Raw genomic sequence first — 16,794 nt, forward strand, 5'->3', positions numbered from 1 at the left:
AGTCGCACGTTCTCCATAATCGAATGCGCATGTGAAGTCGTCTGTCCCTTCCACGCTTCCTCATGACCGCTTGAATCCGATGTGCGCGACCTTTTTCGAGGTCGAGCGCGATGCCTCATTCCTTTCGATTTTCGACTGATTGCGAAGGACCCGAAAGTGAGCAACGTACGCATTGATCAAATTGCCTTCCTGACAACGGGAAATTACCCCGGCGAAGATGCAGCGGAGGGATTCGAGCGGGCGCTCGATTTGTTCCACGCGGGCGAGGCGCTCGGCTACGACGGTGCCTGGATACGGCAACGCCATCTCGAGCGTGCCGTCTCGTCGGCCGCCACGTTTCTCGCGGCGGCGAGCCAGCGCACGACCCGGATCGGATTGGGCACGGCGGTCATCCAGATGGGATACGAGAATCCGTTCCGGCTGGCAGAGGATCTCGCCACCGTCGACGTGCTGTCGCGCGGGCGGCTCAACGTCGGACTCAGTGCGGGTGCGCCGATTCACGGGGCGCTGCTGGGCGAACGCCTGTTCGACACCGATCCGGAGCAGGTCGACTTCTCGCATGCACGCCTGGTCCGGCTGCGCCGCAATCTGGCCGGCGACTGGCTCGGTGACGAAGACACGTTCGTGGAATCGGCGGCGGGCAAGGTCCGGCCGCGCGTGAGCCCCTTCGCACCCGGCTTGACGGGGCGGCTCTGGTACGGCGCGGGGTCCACGCGGTCGGCCGAATGGGCGGCCCGGAACGGCTTCAACCTGCTGATCGCCAACGTGACCACGGGCGAGGGCACCGACAGCCATATCGACGCCCAGTTGCGGCAGCTGGCGTTGTATCGCGACCATTGGCATGAAGCCCACGCACCGCGTATTTCGCTGGGGCGCGTGATCGTCCCGACCGACGGCGCGAGCGCGAAAGAGCGCGAACGCTATCGCGCGTTTGCGGACGGGCGTCATGCCCGCACGCTGGCGCCGCAGGGCGAGCGACGCACGCTGTACGCGCCGGATCTCGTCGGCACCTCGGACGAAATCCTGGAGCGGCTGCTGGCCGATCCGGTGGTCGGACAGGTGCGGGAACTGCGCGTCGAACTGCCCTACAACCTGCCGTTCGAGAATTATCTGCAGATTCTCGACGATGTCATCACGCGTATCGCACCGGCGCTCGGCTGGCGTCCCGCCGATCGGCGCGAACAGGCGGCGGCCTGAGCGGCGGCGCGGGTGCGGACCGGTGGGGCGCGCTGCGTAGTAGCGATCGATTATTTCCGAGTACCGGCGATGATCGCCTCGGCCGCACGAATCACCGGGAGATCGACCATCCGGCCGTCCAGGCTGAACGCGGCGCCGCCGTGTTTCGCGGCTGCGTCGATCACGCGGCGCGCCCACGCCTGCTCGTCTTCCGAATAGCCCATCGCATCGTTCACGCCGGCGACCTGGGCCGGGTGGATGCAAAGTTTCCCGCCGAACCCGAATGCGCGCGCGCGTCGGGCATCGGCCGTCAGACGCTCGGCATCGTCGGTGCGCGTGGTCACGCCGTCGATCGGCGCGGGCAACTGCGCGCGACGCGACGCGGCCACGATCGCATTGCGCGCAAAGGCGAGCTCCGGCTCGTCGGGTGTCGCGCGCATGCCGAGATCGAGCTGGAAATCCAGATGCCCGAACGCGACGCGCACGACCTGCGGGTCGCGCGCCAGCGCGTCGGCCGCATCGAGCCCGGCCAGCGATTCGATCAGCGCGACGAGTTGCGCGTGCTCGCCGAGCTGCGCCGCGACGTGGCGCATCGCGCCCGCGTCTTCGGACTTCGGCAGCATTACGACCACGCCTTGCGCGGCCCAGACGCGCAGCAGCGCGATGTCCGCGTCGTGCCACGGCGTGCCGACCGCGTTCACGCGCACGACGGTGCGCGCACGCTGCTCGTCCGTCAGCAGCGGCAGATGCTCCGCGAGTTGCGCGCGTGCGTCGTCCTTGCTGTCGGGGCTGACGGCATCTTCGAGGTCGACGATGATGCAGTCGGCCCCCGAGCCGAGCGCCTTCGCAAAGCGCTCGGGGCGGGTGGCCGGCACGAACAGCAGACTGCGCGCGTGATGGACGGGGGAGAGAGGCTTGGGCATGGCTCAGATCACGCCGGCGGCGCGCAGTTGTTCGATATCGGCGTCGGTGCGCCCGAGTTCGTGCAGGATGGCCGCGCTGTGCTCGCCCAGCGCGGGCACCGCGTCCATGCGCACGTCGAAGCTGTCGATCGTGGCGGGCGGCAGCAGCGCCTGCAGTTCGCCGGCCGGCGAGTCGATCGAGCGAAAGCGCTGGCGCGCGTGCAGTTGCGGATGTGTCCAGAGATCGCCGATCTGGTTCACGGCGGCGTTCGCGATCTGCGCTTCGTCGAGGCGCGCGATCACGTCCTGCGCGGTGAGGGAGGAGAACGCCTGTTCGATCACGGCCTTCAGTTCCGCGCGATGTTCCGAGCGGCGCACGTTGGCGTCGAAGCGCGGATCGGCCGCGAGCGCCGGGTCGCGCAGCACGACATCGCAGAACGCTTTCCATTCGCGCTCGTTCTGCAGGCCGAGCATCACGACGCGGCCGTCGCCGGCCTCGAACGGGCCGTACGGGTAGATGGTCGCGTGCGCGGCGCCGCTGCGGTCCGGCTGCGGCTGACCGTCGTACGCGTAGTACATCGGGAAGCCCATCCACTCGGCGAGCGCCTCGAGCATCGAAATTTCCACGTGCGAGCCGATGCCCGTGACGCCGCGCTGCAGGAGCGCGCTGAGGATACCCGTGTACGCATACATGCCCGCCGCGATGTCGGCGATTGAAATGCCGGCCTTGCACGGCTCGTCGGCCGTGCCCGTGATCGACAGGAACGCCGCCTCGCTCTGGATCAGCAGGTCGTAGGCTTTCTTGTCGCGGTAAGGGCCGTCGGCGCCGTAGCCCGAGATGTCGCAGACGATCAGCCGCGGGTGCTTCGCATGCAGCGCGTCGAACGACAGGCCCATGCGCGCGGCCGCGCCGGGCGCGAGGTTCTGCACCAGCACGTCGGCCTGGGCCACGAGCTCGCCCAGCACCGCCTGCGCGGCCGGTTGCTTCAGGTCCAGCGTGAGGCTTTCCTTCGACCGGTTGGTCCACACGAAGTGCGACGCGAGACCGCGGGTGCGGTGATCGTACGCCCGCGCGAAATCGCCCACGCCGGGGCGCTCCACCTTGATGACGCGGGCGCCGAGGTCGGCGAGCTGGCGCGTGCAGAACGGCGCGGCGATCGCGTGTTCGAGCGTGACGACGGTCATCCCGCTCAGCGGGCCGGGTTGAGCTTTGCGAGCTTGCATGGTCGGATCGTTATTCCAGTTCGGCGCTGGCCTGCATGGCCAGCTGCCCTTGCGGGCCGCGCGCCCACAGGCGGGCGGCATGTCCTTCGAGCTTGCCGTTCACCGTGAACGGCGCGGTGTCGAACAGCGGGCTGACGGCCTTGAACTCGAAGCGGCGTACGGTCTTGCTGGGGTGCGTGCGGCGCAGTTCCTCCAGCAGCAGCATCGCGATCAGCGGGCCGTGCACCACGAGGCCCGGATAGCCTTCTTCCTGCATCGCGTAAGGCCGGTCGTAGTGGATCCGGTGGCCGTTGAAGGTGAGGGCGGAAAAGCGCATCAGCAGCACCGGATCGGGCGTGACGACGCGCGAATACTCTTCGTCGGTCGGCGCCGGTGCCGGCTGGGGGGCCGGTGCGCCGGCAGTGGCAGGCGGCGGTGCGTCGCGGTACACGATGTCCTGTTCCTCGCGGACAGCCACGCCTTCGGCGTCGCTCGTTTCGTGCAGCACGGTGACGAACACCAGCCGGCCGCTGCGGCCGGATTTACTCTGCACGCTGAGGATCGTGGACCGACGCTGCACGGCTGCATCGACGGCCAGCGGGCGCAGGAACTGCAGCCGTCCGCCGGCCCACATGCGGCGCGGCAGCGTGACGGGCGGCAGGAAGCCGCCGCGCTGCGGGTGACCGTCAATACCAATGTTCGACTGACGCTCGCCCGGCAGGAAGTACAGCCAGTGCCACAGCGGCGGCAGCGTCGCGGGGAGTTCGGATGGGTTCGCGTAGTCCAGTGTCGCCTGCAGCAGACGGACAGGGCTCCGGGTAATCCGGTCCGCGCTGTCTTCGTGGCGGCCGACCCACGCGTCGAAGGATTCGGAAGGCTCGACACTCATGGCGTTGGGTGCTCGATATCCGGTACGGGAATCGTCATGGAGAGGAATCCTTCCGGAATCAGTAGGAACGGGGGAGCTGCAGCACGTGCTCGGCCACATGCCCGAGGATCATGTTGGTGGAAATCGGCGCGACCTGGTACAGGCGCGTTTCGCGGAACTTGCGCTCCACGTCGTATTCGCAGGCGAAGCCGAAGCCGCCGTGCGTTTGCAAGCACGCATTGGCCGTTTCCCAGCTGGCCTTCGCGGCCAGGTACTTGGCCATGTTGGCCTCGACCCCGGCATTCTGGCGCGCGTCGATCTTCTCGCAAGCGCGCCAACGCATCAGGTTCGCGGCCTCCAGCTCGATGAACGATTCGGCCAGCGGAAACTGGATGCCCTGGTTCTGCCCGATCGGGCGACCGAACACCTTGCGCTCGTTCGCATAATCGCGCGCTTTCTCGAGAAACCAGTAGCCGTCGCCGATGCACTCGGCCGCGATCAACGTGCGCTCGGCGTTCAGGCCGTCGAAGATCACCTTCAGCCCCTTGCCTTCGGTGCCGAGCAGCGCGTCTTCCGGCAGCTCCAGGTTGTCGAAGAACAACTCGTTGGTCTCGTGGTTGACCATGTTGAGGATGGGGCGAACCGTGAGGCCGTTGCCGATCGCCTTGTCCAGTTCGACGATGAAGCACGACAGCCCGTCGCTCTTCTTCTGCACCTGGTCGAGCGGCATCGTGCGTGCGAGCAGGATCAGCAGGTCGCTGTGCTGGACCCGCGAGATCCACACCTTCTGCCCGTTGATGACCCAGCGGCCGTCCTTCTTCACGGCCGTGGTCTTGAGCTTGGTGGTGTCGCTGCCGGTGGTGGGCTCGGTCACGCCCATCGACTGCACGCGCAGCTCGCCCGCCGCGATGCGCGGCAGGTAGCGCTGCTTCTGCGCGTCGGTGCCGCTGAACACGATGGTGTTCATCACGTACATCTGGCCGTGGCACGCGCCCGAATTGCCGCCGGAGCGGTTGATCTCTTCCATGATGACCGACGCCTCGGCCATCGACAGCCCCGGGCCGCCGTATTCCTGCGGAATCAGCGCGGCCAGCCAGCCGGCCTGCGTAAGGGCCGTGACGAACGCTTCGGGGTAGCCGCGCGCCTCGTCGATCTTGCGGTGGTAGTCGGCCGGAAACTGATTGCACAGGCTGCGTACCGCGTCGCGGATTGCCTGGTACTGGTCGGGGGCGGAGAAAACGGAGGCGCTCATGAATCGTGTCTCGTCATTGGCATGGGTTGAGGCCATAATAAGTTTTGATGGATTTCTTAAACAATAGAATTTCCTGATCGCCGAATCAGTTTTTGGTATCGAGGTATCCGCGATGGATCTGAAGCAATTGCGCGCGTTTGTCACCGTGGCCGAAACGGGCAACGTCACCCGCGCATCGAGCCTGTTGAATCTCGTGCAGCCGGCCGTGTCGCGGCAGTTGCGCCTGCTCGAGGAGGACATGGGGACGGAATTGTTCGACCGCAGCCGTCACGGCATGCAGCTCACGCCGTCGGGCAAGAAGATGCTCGAATACGCGCGCCGCATCCTCAACGAGGTGGCGCGGGCCAAGGCCGAGATCCAGCCGACCGAGGGGCCGGTGGCGGGCATCGTGAGCATCGGGCTGCTGGCCAGCACGTCGGACCTGCTGGCCACGCGGCTGGCGGGCGAGGTCGCGCGGCGCTACCCGCACATCCGGCTGCGCCTCACGATCGGCTACGCGGGCCACCTGCAGGACTGGCTCGAAGCGGGCGATGTCGATGCGGCGCTGCTGTACGGGCAGAAGGAGACGCCCGCGCTGCACGTCAAGGCATTGATCGACGAGAGTCTGTGGGCTGTCGCGGCGCCGTCGGCCAAGCTGTCGCGCAAGCGGCCGGTGTCGCTCGAGCGGGTCGCGCGCGAGTCGTTCATCCTGCCGTCCGCGCCGCAGGGCCTGCGGGCAGCGATCGAGCACGCGGCGGCCGAGGCGGGCGTGACGTTGCAGGTGTTCGCCGAAACCAATGCGCTGAGCGTGCAGAAGGAACTGGTCGCGCAAGGCCACGGCTGGACGATCCTGCCGGCCGTCGGCGTGACGCAGGAGGTCGAGCGCGGCATCCTGAGCGCGGCGCCGCTCGCGTCGCCGGGCGTCCGGCGCACGATCGTGCTGGCGGCGCCCAGTAGCCGGCAGGCCACGGCGCCGGTGCGCTGCGTGGTCGGTGTGCTGCTCGATTGCGTGAAGGCGACGTTCGACCAGGGCGACTGGCCCGACGCACGCTGGCTGGGCCAGGGCGAGCCCGTGACTGGCGTGAACCGCCTTCAGGGCGGTCGTGGTTGACCCCGGCGGGCGTGCCCGGCCGGGGATCAGCCATCGCCGGAGAGCCCCGGTGTGACGCCGCGGGGCCGTGCGACGCTTACTTCAACGGCATGCAGATGCGCGTCTGCAACTGCGCGGGCGGTGTGCTGCGCGGGTCGTTCAGGTACTGCTCGAACATCGGGAAGTCGGCCGGCACCATGCCGCTCGCGGGCAGCCATTCGGAGATCATCCAGTTATCCGGCTGGTCCATTTCGTTGTACGGCCCGGTGTAGGTCAGGATCGCGCAGCGGCCGGATGAAGCCGAGCGTGCCCTGTCAGCGAGTGGGATTCCGTCGATCGAGATGGGTGCTCAATGTCGCCTGAACGCGTTCTCGTGCCTGGGTATTGGTTCTGGCATCCAGCAGCATGATCACGGCGGCGACCAGGAAAATCACCAGGCTGAAAGTCACGACGATACCGGCCAGCCACGGTGCGGGCAGATCGGAGAGGGTCACCGTCGCGTCGCTGCCACGTTCGAAACTGGCCGCTGCCATGCCGCAATAATGCATCCCGCACACGGCCACGCCCATGACGATGGCCGAACCGATCTGGCGTGTTCTGCCGAATGTGCTCGGCCGGCGCAGGTCGAAGGCCAGCAACAAGGCGGCGCCGCTCGCCAGGATCGCGATGATGACGGACAGCGCGACCAACCAGGGCTGGTATCGAATACCGGAGCAGATGCTCATGGCCTGCATGCCGAGATAGTGCATGCAGGCGACGCCCAGTCCCATGACGATTGCGCTGACAATGAGTTGCGGCCAATGCAGGGCGAAGCGGGAGAGCGGGATGAAGCCGACGGTCGAAGCCGCAATCGCAATGAGCAAGGAAGCGACGGTGGTGGGAATATCGTATCCGACAGCGACCGGCAGGTGAAATGCCAGCATGGCGACGAAATGCATCGACCAGATACCGAGCCCCATGATGCAACCGCCGAAAGCGATCCAAGGCCAGATCGAACGATTCCCGATGAGATTCAGGCGATCGGAAATATTGAGTGCGGTGAACGATGCAAGGATCGAAAGCAAGCAGGAAAGTACGACAAGCGTAGGGTCGTAGGTGCCGGACATGATCGTTATTCTCGGTTATAGGCTTTTTGGTCGTTTGAGGGCGCCCTATTTTTTGCGAGTGCGCCGTCCCCTCGGTTGTCCCGCAAATATACCGAAACCCGGCATCGAATCAAGGGCGCCGCTGCCAACTTAGGGTGGTGCGTCGGTGCGACGGACGTCCCCGGATCGTGCAGGGTTTTCGGTCCCGGGCGGACCGGATCGGATGCGCCGTGCGCGCATGGGCGCGCGTCGAGGGAGTCCGGCCGGCCGACGTCCGCGCCAGCCTCATCACGACGCCGTCGATCTGCGATAATGGCGCCCGTCTTGGCGGACGCGGCGTGCCATCACGTTGCCGCCCGCCGTGAATTCGTATCAGGAGAGTCCCGTGCGCGACATCATCGACGGCTTTCTGCGCTTTCAGCGCGAGGTCTATCCGCAACGTGTCGAGCTGTTCAAGCAGCTCGCGACCACCCAGAATCCCAAGGCGCTGTTCGTGACATGCTCGGACAGCCGCGTGGTGCCCGAACTGCTGACGCAGCGTGAGCCGGGCGAACTGTTCGTGATTCGCAACGCGGGCAACATCGTCCCGTCGTACGGACCGGAACCGGGCGGCGTGTCGGCCACCGTCGAATACGCAGTCGCCGTGCTCGGCGTGCGGGATATCGTCATTTGCGGGCACTCGGATTGCGGCGCGATGGGCGCGATCTCGCGGTGTACATGTCTCGACCATATGCCGGCTGTTGCGAACTGGTTGCGCCATTCCGATGCCGCGAAAGCCATCAATGCCGCGCATCAGTTCGACTCCCCTCGGGCCAAGCTCGACGGTCTGGTGCGCGAGAACGTGATCGCGCAGCTCGCCAACCTGCGCACGCATCCGTCGGTTGCCCTCGCGCTCGAGCAAGGACGCATGAATCTGCACGGTTGGGTCTACGACATCGAGATGGGGCGCATCGACGCACTCGACGGCACCACGCGCCGATTCGTTCCGTTGAGCGAGTCGCCGACCACGGTGGCGGTCAAGTCGTACTGAGCGAAGGGGCCTTGTTCCGGCCGGTCATATCCGCCATGCCGAGTGGAAAAGCGGGAAGCGATCGCGGCTGCCCGCACCCGAGGCGGCCGATGAGCGGGGCGAGCGCGGTCCTGGCGCGCTGCGTCACGCCCGATGCAATCACCCTTGCGGCGCGACGGATGCGCCGGTGATGCCATGCCGTCGCAGCGAATCCGCGACGAAGCCTGACGCCTTCATTTCCTCGACGAACGCATTCAGTGCCGCCGCGGCCGCTTCGCCGCGGCTCTTCGGCACGCCCATGGCCTGCCGGATCACCATGAACCGCTCGTCGAGCAGGCGCAGGCCGGGCGTTTTAGCGGCGTCGGCCTCGAGCTGCTGCTTCACGCCTGCGGCCACTTCCAGTTGCTGTTCGAGGAAGGTCCGCACGACGGCTTGCGACGTCGGTGCACGCACGATTTGCGCGGCCTTCAGTTCGCGCGTGAGGAACAGGTCGTAGGCGCTGCCCTTGCCAACGGTCACGCGGTTGCCCGGCTGGTCGACGTCCGCGTTCGTGCGGATCGGCGAAGCGTCGCGCACCAGATAGAACCCCTCGATCAGCACGTACGGCGCCGTGAACGCGACCGTTTCGCCGCGCAGCGGATCGACCGCGAAGAAGCCGAAATCGGCACGCTCGTCGGTCAGTGCCTGCACCGATTTGCCGGCAGTGTCGAACACGACCAGTTCCAGCTCGGCCGACAGGCGCTCGGCGAACGCGCGCGCAAGGTCGATCGACACGCCGAACGGTTCGCCCGTCGCCGGGTCGCGGTTCGCGAGGATCGGGTTGCCGAGGTTGATCGACGCGCGCAGCTTGCCGGTCGGCGTGAACGCGGAGAGGACGGAAGGGGCGAGGGGCATGGGCGGCTCGTGGTGGTCGTGGCGGCAGGGTTCGGCGCGCGTCGATGTGCGACGGCGCGTCGGCATCGAGCTTAACACCTGGCTTTCGTCATCGAGCGGCGTCGAGCGACGCAAGCCGGCCTTCGGCGTCAACCGGGAGACGCGAGATAGGTGCCTTTCCCTCATCTAGCGGCCCGAACCGTGAAGGGCGGGCAAAGGGATGGCGTGGCTGCGAGAGGCGATTTGATGCGGGAAGAGGGGGGATTTGCGTGCTTCGCGCCACCGGCGGCTGTCGGTTGGCCGTGTCGCCGCTCCCCGTGGTGCCGTCCAGCCAGGCGCCGTGGGCCTTGATTCGCCCGGCAACCGCTAGAATTGCGGTTTTAGTCCGGAATACGTCCATGTCTTTTGCCTCGCTCGGCCTGATCGATCCCTTGCTGCGTAACCTGCAGGACCTCAATTACCAGGCCCCCACGCCGGTGCAGGCCAAGGCGATTCCTGCCGTGCTCGGTGGCAAGGACGTGATGGCGGGCGCCCAGACCGGCACGGGCAAGACGGCGGGGTTTGCGCTGCCGCTGTTGCAGCGGCTGGTGCAACACGGCCCGGCGGTGTCCAGCAACCGCGCACGTGTTCTGGTGCTGGTGCCCACGCGTGAACTGGCTGAACAGGTGCTGCAAAGCTTCATCGCTTACGGCAAGGGCCTCGATTTGCGATTTCTGGCCGCTTACGGCGGCGTGAGCATCAATCCGCAGATGATGAAGTTGCGCAAGGGCGTGGATGTGCTCGTGGCCACGCCGGGTCGTTTGCTGGACCTCAATCGCCAGAACGCGGTGCAGTTCGATCAGGTGCAGACGCTGGTGCTGGACGAAGCCGACCGCATGCTGGATCTCGGTTTTGCACGCGAACTCAACGCCGTCTTTGCCGCGCTGCCCGCGCAGCGCCAGACGCTGCTGTTCTCGGCCACGTTTACCGACGACATCCGTGCGATGGCGGCGACCATTCTGCGTAGCCCGGTCAACATCAGCGTCAGCCCGCCCAATGCCACGGCCAGCAAGATCAAGCAGTGGGTGGTGACGGTGGACAAGCGGAACAAGCCCGATCTTTTCATGCACCTCGTGGCCGAGAACAAGTGGGAGCATGCGCTGGTATTCGTCAAGACGCGCAACGGCGTGGATTACCTGGCGGCGATGCTGGACGAAGCGGGCTATGCGGTCGACACCATCCACGGCGACAAGCCGCAACCGGCGCGCCTGCGTGCGCTGGAGCGCTTCAAGACGGGCGAGGTCCAGATGCTGGTGGCCACCGATGTGGCGGCGCGCGGGCTGGATATCGATGACCTGCCGCTGGTGATCAACGTGGACCTGCCGATCGTGGCGCAAGACTATGTGCACCGCATCGGCCGCACCGGCCGCGCGGGTGCCAGTGGCGTGGCGGTGTCCCTGGTGTGTGCGGATGAAGCGCCGCAACTGGCCGCGATCGAAGCGCTGATCAAGCAAACGCTGCGCCGTGAAGAGGAGCCGGGTTTCGAGGCCGAACACCGCGTGCCGGAAACCAGCGCGACGGGCCAGATCATCAAGAAACCCAAAAAGCCGAAGAAGCCCAAAGTGCCGCAAGCTGCGTCGGCTGCCGTGCCGGTGGCGGGTAAGAAGCCGCGTCCGCAAGGTGGTGAGAACAAGCGCAAGGCTGCGGCGCCGCACGCGAAGCCGGCCGGTAACGGACCGGACTACACCATCGGCAGCCCGTTCAGCGTGCAGAAGCCGCGTGGCAAATCTGCCGGCAAGCCGGCGGCGGGCGCGCGCAAGCCGGCTGGCAAACCCGCTGGTGCCCGCGGGAAACGTCCGTCCTGATGCGTGGAGATGCGGCTCGCCGGCCATGGAATAGGGCTGGTGGTTTGACGGCTGAAGGCGATCTCGAGCGTGTGGCGTCGTCGGGTTGAATCTGAAGCCCATCGCGATTCGTCGACGCAAATTTCAGAACCACCGTTTCAGGCTGAAACGGGAGGTTCAGGAAAGTCCGCTGGGACAAGCGCCCGTTGGTGATACCAGGACGGCGGCGAGGATTAGCACTGCAAAGGCAGATCGAGAGACTGGACGGATTGCCGGGAAACCAGTTCGACTGCTTGTTGCGGCAGCAGCGGATGCGAGCATCGCCGGCGAAGACTGCGACCTGCAATCCGCCTTCGCAGCCTTGCGGAATGCTGTCCTGCTATGGGTGCGGGCTTACTGCCATTCACCGGGATGACAGATTACCCAACCCGGGAGGTAGCTATCCATGTCCGTATGGCCCCAGCACCAGCCGTGCTGGTGAAGGGTCTTCATCAGCTGTTCGCGTTGTGCGCAGGCACTTCCCGGAGCATATTGCCCGTCAGGCAATAATTTTGGTGCCGGGCCGTTCCGGCATTTGTCATTGGCGACTTCCTCCTGCTGCATCAATGCCTGGACGGCAGATGGAATGGTGCGGGCCAACGTGGCCTTGTATTCGATGCAGGCTGGCGCTTTGGGATCGTTGGACTTGCGGGCACATTGGGACTGAAGCTTGTCGATGTTTCTCGATACTTCTGGCGGATACGTCTCGGCGTGCGCTGCAGCAAGACATCCAGCCATCAACAGGTAGGCGGCAAGTGATCTGATCAAAATCATTTCGCGTATGACACGATGCATTCGGTAGCTCGGGAACGGGCGAATTATGGCATGTGCGCGCGGTCCGGACTCGAGGCGCCTGCCCGGGTGCGGCCCGTGCGATGATGTGCGATGAACGACATGAGAGATGGAATGACGACTACATTCGACGAGGCGACAACGGCGGCGATCGCCGCGTTTGCCCAATTGGATTTCTACACGGCTTTGCAGGCGATGCGCGCCGAGGCGGACTACGACCGCGAACGAGACGAGTGGATCTCGCGCTATATCGACGAGCACGGCGGCGGCGCGGACGATGCCGAATACGACGCCTTGCACGCGCAGGCCCAGGCAACCCCGGAATACGCGCAATTCATCGACGCGGCTCGCCGGGAAATCCTGGAATACTTCGACGTGACTGACGATCAACTGGACTGGATGGTCGTGCTGCGCAATGACGACAGCGATGAGCTTTGGGCGGAGGTCAACCGGCAGCGGAGCGCGCTGGGAACCGGTGAAGTGCGCGGAGACCTCTGATCACGGCTTGCCATTGGGGGCGCAAGTCGTGCTGGGTGCGGGGCTGGAGTCAGGTCAATCGCGAGGTGCGTCGGGCTTTCAGTTGCTGAAGCCGACCCGTCAAGAGAGGGCAGGCGTTCGGATCTTCGGAACGCGTGACCGTTGTGCTCTGACACTTGCCGTCGAGGTGCAACGGCTCGATCTGCAGCAATGGGGCGGGCTTGGGCGGCCGCGTCGGACAGTTGCCGGCCATAGGCGGTCAATCAAGCGATATCTAAAAAGCGGTCCATCCATGACGGCAGCCGCAATGGCTCAGACTCGAACACGCGAATCAGTTGGTCAGCTATAGGGCGATAGAAGACATCGGACTCGAAATAGACAACGCCGTCTTGTACGCCTAGCCGTTGACCATTCAAACTCGCCGAGGAGACCACATAGGCATGCTGTTCGAAAAGCAAGAAAAGATAGATGAGTCTTGCGATGGTCAGTTCAGTAGAAACATCGAGGTTCGCGTTTGCGGCCCCATCGAACAAAAGAGATCGGGACCAAGCATCGATTTCACGGCCTAGGTCCGTATTTGGTCCGAGCAGGGTATCGATGAACCGAAGCTCGTCCCCGCGGAACGCGCTCGAATTGTCGATCTGGAATATTTTCCACTTGCCTGCGGGCAACCAGCCGGCCGCGTGATGCGCAAACACGTACAGTTCTCTCGAGTTAGTGGGCGCACTGTACGGCAGGTAGGTGCGTACAGTACTTTCACGCGGTATATCGGCGATTTGATTCCAACTTCCGATGTGCATGCCAATCTTCTGAAGGTATTCATCGGCTTCAGCAGTTGTTAGCAGTCTCATGGGAGCGTCCTTTTGCGTTCTGGCTCAGGGAGGCAGCATGTTGTTAGGGAAGTATAGATAGTTCGAACGGCCGCTTACTGGCAAGGCGACCGACCGCTTCGGATCGATGCCGGCCCGCGACTTCGCGCGCAAGCACCTCGTTCGATGCGCGTCACGGACGACGGGGCCGCATCGATAGACTCGAGCGTTGAAATTTCGGTCTCGATCGAAACAGCGGCCGTCTAATCGTGGAGTAGTATTCCCCCATGTCCGGGTTATTGCCAAGTCTCTACGGCACACAGCCGACCCATCCGTGACGACGGCGGCGAGCTCGCTACACCGTTCGGAAACTGTTTCAACGATACGTGTGGCGGCTTCGGCCGCGACGAAGGCATTGATGGGAATGCATCATGTCAACCGAGTGGAATCACCGCGTCAGACTGTTTGTCCAGCGTTTCTGGCAGCCGACCAGTGCGTGCATGACGTGCATGCCGGGGAGCTGGGGAAATATCACGAGCCTTGCCCACTGGACTATCGCATTTCATACGGGTCTGCTGACTGGACTCCTGGCTGTACTTCTGACGTTCACGCCTGTGTCAAAACTCTACGCGCATCGATACGGCAATGCGCTGGTCGTTGGCGTCTTGACCGCGTTGGGTGACGCCTACTCGCACACGAGTCACTACCGCATCCCCTACGTCGAGCACATCGTGACGGGGGCAATTTCAGGTGTCTTTACGCTCGCGGCGTCATATCTCCTCGAAGACCGCGCGCGACGCATTCGGGCGGTGTGGGCTCGGGTTGTCGGACAGACTGTCCGCTGACTTTCCGAACCCACCGGGCCAAACGGAAAGAGATTCCCCGGTGAGGCTACGCGTCATAAACCGCCGGCCCGGAAAGCACCACTGATGTGAGAACGCGACGTGCACCTTCCGTCCAGGTCCCGGTGGCCGAAACAGCAGCCGCAAGTTTTCGCCGACGTAAATCCGTTCATCGCGCCGATCTGGCAATATGCATCGACAGACCACAGCCAGGGCATCCCATGCACATCGCGATTCTGACCTTCCAGGGCTTCAACGAACTCGATTCCCTCATCGCGCTGGGCGTACTCAATCGCATCAAGAAGCCCGACTGGCGGGTGACGCTGTCATGCCCGGAGCAATTCGTCACATCGATGAACGGTTTGACCGTGCAGGCGCAGTCGACGTTGGCGGACGCACGCGCGGCGGATGCCGTCATCGTCGGGAGCGGTATTCAAACCCGGGAAGTCGTCAACGACGCGACGCTGATGGCGCAACTGAATCTCGATCCGACCCGGCAACTGATTGGCGCCCAATGTTCGGGCACGCTGGTTCTCGCAAAGCTTGGCCTTCTCGACAACATCCCGGCGTGCACGGACCTCACGACCAAACCCTGGGTCGTCGAGGCGGGTGTCGAAGTCCTCAATCAGCCATTCTTCGCACAAGGTAATGTCGCAACGGCAGGTGGCTGCTTGGCTTCGCCGTATCTGGCCGCGTGGATCATTGCGCGCCTGGAAGGCGAGGAGGCGGCGCGGAGCGCACTGCATTACGTGGCGCCGGTCGGGGAGAAGGAGGCGTACGTTTCTCGTGCGTTGACGAACATCACGCCTTACCTGTCGTAGCGCGCAAAAAAATGGCGCTGCCTCCATCGCCATGAGCCGGGCTCAGCGGTAGCGTCGGGTTCCCGACACCGGCTTCTCCCAGGTGCCCGGTTGCCACGTCGTTCGGCTGCCGCGTGGAAGAGGGGGCGAGAATGTTCGATGCCTCATTCAGGCAGAGCCATTCGGTGACGCCGGTCTGCAACGGATCGGACTCCACCAGCCAGTTCGTCGTGCAAAGACGGCAGCGATACTGTCGCACGACAATTGCAGGCCGACCTAGCGGCCGCAATTTCGTTGGCTTGTGCAATTCCACCAGTCCGCGATGCGCGACGGGATCGGACATCATGCGCATATTCATGCACGCTTCGCAAGGCATGTGCGTCAGCCTTTCAGGAACGCGTCGGCGCGGCGAATCACTTCTTCGCTCATGGTTCAAATCGTCCGCTGATTGCAACGTGATCGGCGGTGCGTCCGTCCGATGTTCAAATCAGGCACGCTCGCCATCGCGGTGTGCGTCGATTGGCGGTCCTGATGGACCGTCCGGAAGGTCATCAAAGGGACGTCCTCCTTCGCTGCGTGGCGAATGCGGGCGATTGCGCGTCTCATCCGGACTACTCAGTTTGTAATCGGCTTACCGGACGCATCCTTGATTTTCGCTTTCCATTGCGTGCGGATTTCGGACACCACCGATTCGGGAAGCGAGATGTAGTCCAACTCCGTGGCGGCCTGGTTGCCGTTGTGGAATGCCCAGTCGAAGAACTTGAGCGTTTCCGCACCTTGTGCCGGCTTCTCTTGCGTTGCATGCAGCAGCACGAACGTCGCGCCGACGACCGGCCACGCGTCCTTGCCCGGCTGGTTCGTCAGGATCTGGTAGAACGACTTCGACCAGTTCGCGCCTGCAGCAGCGGCCTTGAACGTTTCCGTCTTCGGCTCGACCACCGTGCCCGTCGAGTTCTTCAGCGCGGTATAGACCATGTTGTTCTTCTTCGCGTACGCCCATTCGACGTAGCCGATCGCGCCCGGCAGGCGCTGCACGAACGCTGCGACGCCGTCATTGCCCTTGCCGCCCGTGCCCGTCGGCCAATTGACCGTCGTACCTTCGCCGACCTTCGACTTCCATTCGCCGTTGACCTTCGACAGATAGTTCGTCCAGATGAAGCTCGTGCCCGAGCCGTCAGCACGGCGAACCACGGCGATGTCCGTATCCGACAGCTTGACCTTCGGGTTCAGCGCGGCGATCGCCGGGTCGTTCCACTTCTTGATCTTGCCGAGGTAGATGTCGCCGAGCACCGGGCCCGACAGCGTCAGTTCACCCGGCTTCATGCCCGGCACGTTGACGACCGGCACCACGCCGCCGACCACCGTCGGGAACTGGAACAGGCCTTCCTTCGCGAGCTCGTCATCCTTCAGCGGAGCATCCGAACCGGCAAAATCGACTGTCTTCGCGTTGATCTGCTTCAGGCCGCCCGACGAGCCGATGCCTTGGTAGTTGACCTTGCCGCCGCCCGCCTGCTTGTATGCGTCTGCCCACTTTGCATAAATCGGTGCGGCGAACGTACTGCCTGCGCCGGTGATATCTGCCGCGTGAGCATGGAGGGCAACAAGAACCAGGGTGCAGGGCATCAAGATCCGGATGTTCATGTCACGCCTATATGAACGCGTCCCGTTTGCAACAGTTCTCGTGTGTTCCGACAGACAGGATGGGCTGCAGCTCTATATCCGGCCTTGATGCAGTCGATACCGCCGCTGCGGGCCTCTATGAAATCCGCTGACCC

General features: G+C 64.4%; 17 protein-coding genes and 1 pseudogene. 7 read left to right on the forward strand and 11 right to left on the reverse strand.

Features of this window, described 5'->3' with window-relative positions:
* Nucleotides 1-156 precede the first annotated feature (156 nt).
* Nucleotides 157-1,197, forward strand: coding sequence for an LLM class flavin-dependent oxidoreductase (locus CFB82_RS35340; protein WP_089487006.1), 1,041 nt, complete (start codon nucleotides 157-159; stop codon nucleotides 1,195-1,197).
* A gap of 50 nt (nucleotides 1,198-1,247) precedes the next feature.
* Here CFB82_RS35340 and CFB82_RS35345 read toward each other — a convergent pair whose 3' ends face one another.
* From CFB82_RS35345 to CFB82_RS35360, 4 genes are read right to left on the reverse strand one after another with little or no spacing between them, the layout of a single operon-like run.
* Complete coding sequence (locus tag CFB82_RS35345) at nucleotides 1,248-2,099, reverse strand: HpcH/HpaI aldolase/citrate lyase family protein (RefSeq protein ID WP_089487007.1); 852 nt, start codon at nucleotides 2,097-2,099, stop codon at nucleotides 1,248-1,250.
* A 3-nt stretch (nucleotides 2,100-2,102) separates the two neighbouring features.
* Nucleotides 2,103-3,302, reverse strand: coding sequence for a CaiB/BaiF CoA transferase family protein (locus CFB82_RS35350; RefSeq protein ID WP_089487008.1), 1,200 nt, complete (start codon nucleotides 3,300-3,302; stop codon nucleotides 2,103-2,105).
* A gap of 10 nt (nucleotides 3,303-3,312) precedes the next feature.
* Nucleotides 3,313-4,170 carry an FAS1-like dehydratase domain-containing protein gene (locus tag CFB82_RS35355; protein WP_089487009.1) on the reverse strand — a complete coding sequence of 286 codons (858 nt, stop codon included), beginning with the start codon at nucleotides 4,168-4,170 and terminating at the stop codon, nucleotides 3,313-3,315.
* Nucleotides 4,171-4,228: 58 nt separating this feature from the next.
* Entirely contained in the window at nucleotides 4,229-5,401 is a 1,173-nt protein-coding gene (locus CFB82_RS35360; protein WP_089487010.1) for an acyl-CoA dehydrogenase family protein, read from the reverse strand.
* A 112-nt stretch (nucleotides 5,402-5,513) separates the two neighbouring features.
* On the opposite strand from CFB82_RS35360, the gene CFB82_RS35365 reads away from it, so the two are divergent.
* On the forward strand, nucleotides 5,514-6,491 hold the full coding sequence (locus tag CFB82_RS35365) for a LysR family transcriptional regulator (protein WP_089487011.1): 978 nt from the start codon (nucleotides 5,514-5,516) through the stop codon (nucleotides 6,489-6,491).
* 76 nt (nucleotides 6,492-6,567) lie between these two features.
* On the opposite strand, the pseudogene CFB82_RS35370 reads toward CFB82_RS35365, so the two are convergent.
* Both CFB82_RS35370 and CFB82_RS35375 read right to left on the reverse strand, forming a co-directional pair.
* Nucleotides 6,568-6,759 (reverse strand): annotated as a pseudogene (locus CFB82_RS35370) (AraC family transcriptional regulator); the annotation flags it as partial.
* A gap of 25 nt (nucleotides 6,760-6,784) precedes the next feature.
* A complete protein-coding gene (locus CFB82_RS35375) occupies nucleotides 6,785-7,576 on the reverse strand; it encodes an MHYT domain-containing protein (protein WP_089487012.1) in 792 nt (263 codons plus the stop codon).
* Nucleotides 7,577-7,940: 364 nt separating this feature from the next.
* Between CFB82_RS35375 and CFB82_RS35380 the strand changes: the two genes are divergently transcribed.
* The gene (locus tag CFB82_RS35380) at nucleotides 7,941-8,585 is read left to right on the forward strand and encodes a carbonic anhydrase (RefSeq protein WP_089448781.1); all 645 of its coding nucleotides are present in this window, start codon (nucleotides 7,941-7,943) and stop codon (nucleotides 8,583-8,585) included.
* A gap of 138 nt (nucleotides 8,586-8,723) precedes the next feature.
* On the opposite strand, the gene CFB82_RS35385 is transcribed toward CFB82_RS35380, so the two are convergent.
* Complete coding sequence (locus CFB82_RS35385; RefSeq protein WP_089487039.1) at nucleotides 8,724-9,458, reverse strand: ABC transporter substrate-binding protein; 735 nt, start codon at nucleotides 9,456-9,458, stop codon at nucleotides 8,724-8,726.
* 377 nt (nucleotides 9,459-9,835) lie between these two features.
* Here CFB82_RS35385 and CFB82_RS35390 point away from each other — a divergent pair, with 377 nt between their 5' ends.
* Nucleotides 9,836-11,281, forward strand: a complete 1,446-nt coding sequence (locus tag CFB82_RS35390; protein ID WP_179255497.1) for a DEAD/DEAH box helicase — start codon at nucleotides 9,836-9,838, stop codon at nucleotides 11,279-11,281.
* A gap of 372 nt (nucleotides 11,282-11,653) precedes the next feature.
* Here CFB82_RS35390 and CFB82_RS35395 read toward each other — a convergent pair whose 3' ends face one another.
* Nucleotides 11,654-12,094, reverse strand: coding sequence for a hypothetical protein (locus CFB82_RS35395; protein ID WP_256990619.1), 441 nt, complete (start codon nucleotides 12,092-12,094; stop codon nucleotides 11,654-11,656).
* Nucleotides 12,095-12,205: 111 nt separating this feature from the next.
* Here CFB82_RS35395 and CFB82_RS35400 point away from each other — a divergent pair, with 111 nt between their 5' ends.
* A complete protein-coding gene (locus CFB82_RS35400; RefSeq protein ID WP_089487013.1) occupies nucleotides 12,206-12,589 on the forward strand; it encodes an ATP-dependent protease in 384 nt (127 codons plus the stop codon).
* A 242-nt stretch (nucleotides 12,590-12,831) separates the two neighbouring features.
* On the opposite strand, the gene CFB82_RS35405 is transcribed toward CFB82_RS35400, so the two are convergent.
* The gene (locus CFB82_RS35405) at nucleotides 12,832-13,419 is read right to left on the reverse strand and encodes a hypothetical protein (protein WP_089487014.1); all 588 of its coding nucleotides are present in this window, start codon (nucleotides 13,417-13,419) and stop codon (nucleotides 12,832-12,834) included.
* Between the two features lie 389 nt (nucleotides 13,420-13,808).
* Between CFB82_RS35405 and CFB82_RS44265 the strand changes: the two genes are divergently transcribed.
* Both CFB82_RS44265 and CFB82_RS35415 read left to right on the forward strand, forming a co-directional pair.
* Nucleotides 13,809-14,222 (forward strand): hypothetical protein, encoded by a 414-nt coding sequence (locus CFB82_RS44265; RefSeq protein WP_089487015.1) that lies wholly within the window; start codon nucleotides 13,809-13,811, stop codon nucleotides 14,220-14,222.
* A gap of 218 nt (nucleotides 14,223-14,440) precedes the next feature.
* On the forward strand, nucleotides 14,441-15,040 hold the full coding sequence (locus tag CFB82_RS35415; RefSeq protein WP_089487016.1) for a DJ-1/PfpI family protein: 600 nt from the start codon (nucleotides 14,441-14,443) through the stop codon (nucleotides 15,038-15,040).
* Here the strand turns inward: CFB82_RS35415 and CFB82_RS42645 are convergent.
* Together CFB82_RS42645 and pstS are read right to left on the reverse strand one after the other, a co-directional pair.
* Nucleotides 15,021-15,365: a hypothetical protein gene (locus CFB82_RS42645; protein ID WP_143751016.1), complete on the reverse strand. Its 345-nt coding sequence runs from the start codon at nucleotides 15,363-15,365 to the stop codon at nucleotides 15,021-15,023. The genes CFB82_RS35415 and CFB82_RS42645 overlap by 20 nt on opposite strands.
* A 269-nt stretch (nucleotides 15,366-15,634) precedes the next feature.
* The gene (gene pstS, locus CFB82_RS35420) at nucleotides 15,635-16,660 is read right to left on the reverse strand and encodes a phosphate ABC transporter substrate-binding protein PstS (RefSeq protein WP_089487017.1); all 1,026 of its coding nucleotides are present in this window, start codon (nucleotides 16,658-16,660) and stop codon (nucleotides 15,635-15,637) included.
* Nucleotides 16,661-16,794 lie beyond the last annotated feature (134 nt).

It is taken from the genome of Burkholderia sp. HI2714 (assembly GCF_002223085.1).
GTDB lineage: Bacteria > Pseudomonadota > Gammaproteobacteria > Burkholderiales > Burkholderiaceae > Burkholderia > Burkholderia lata_D.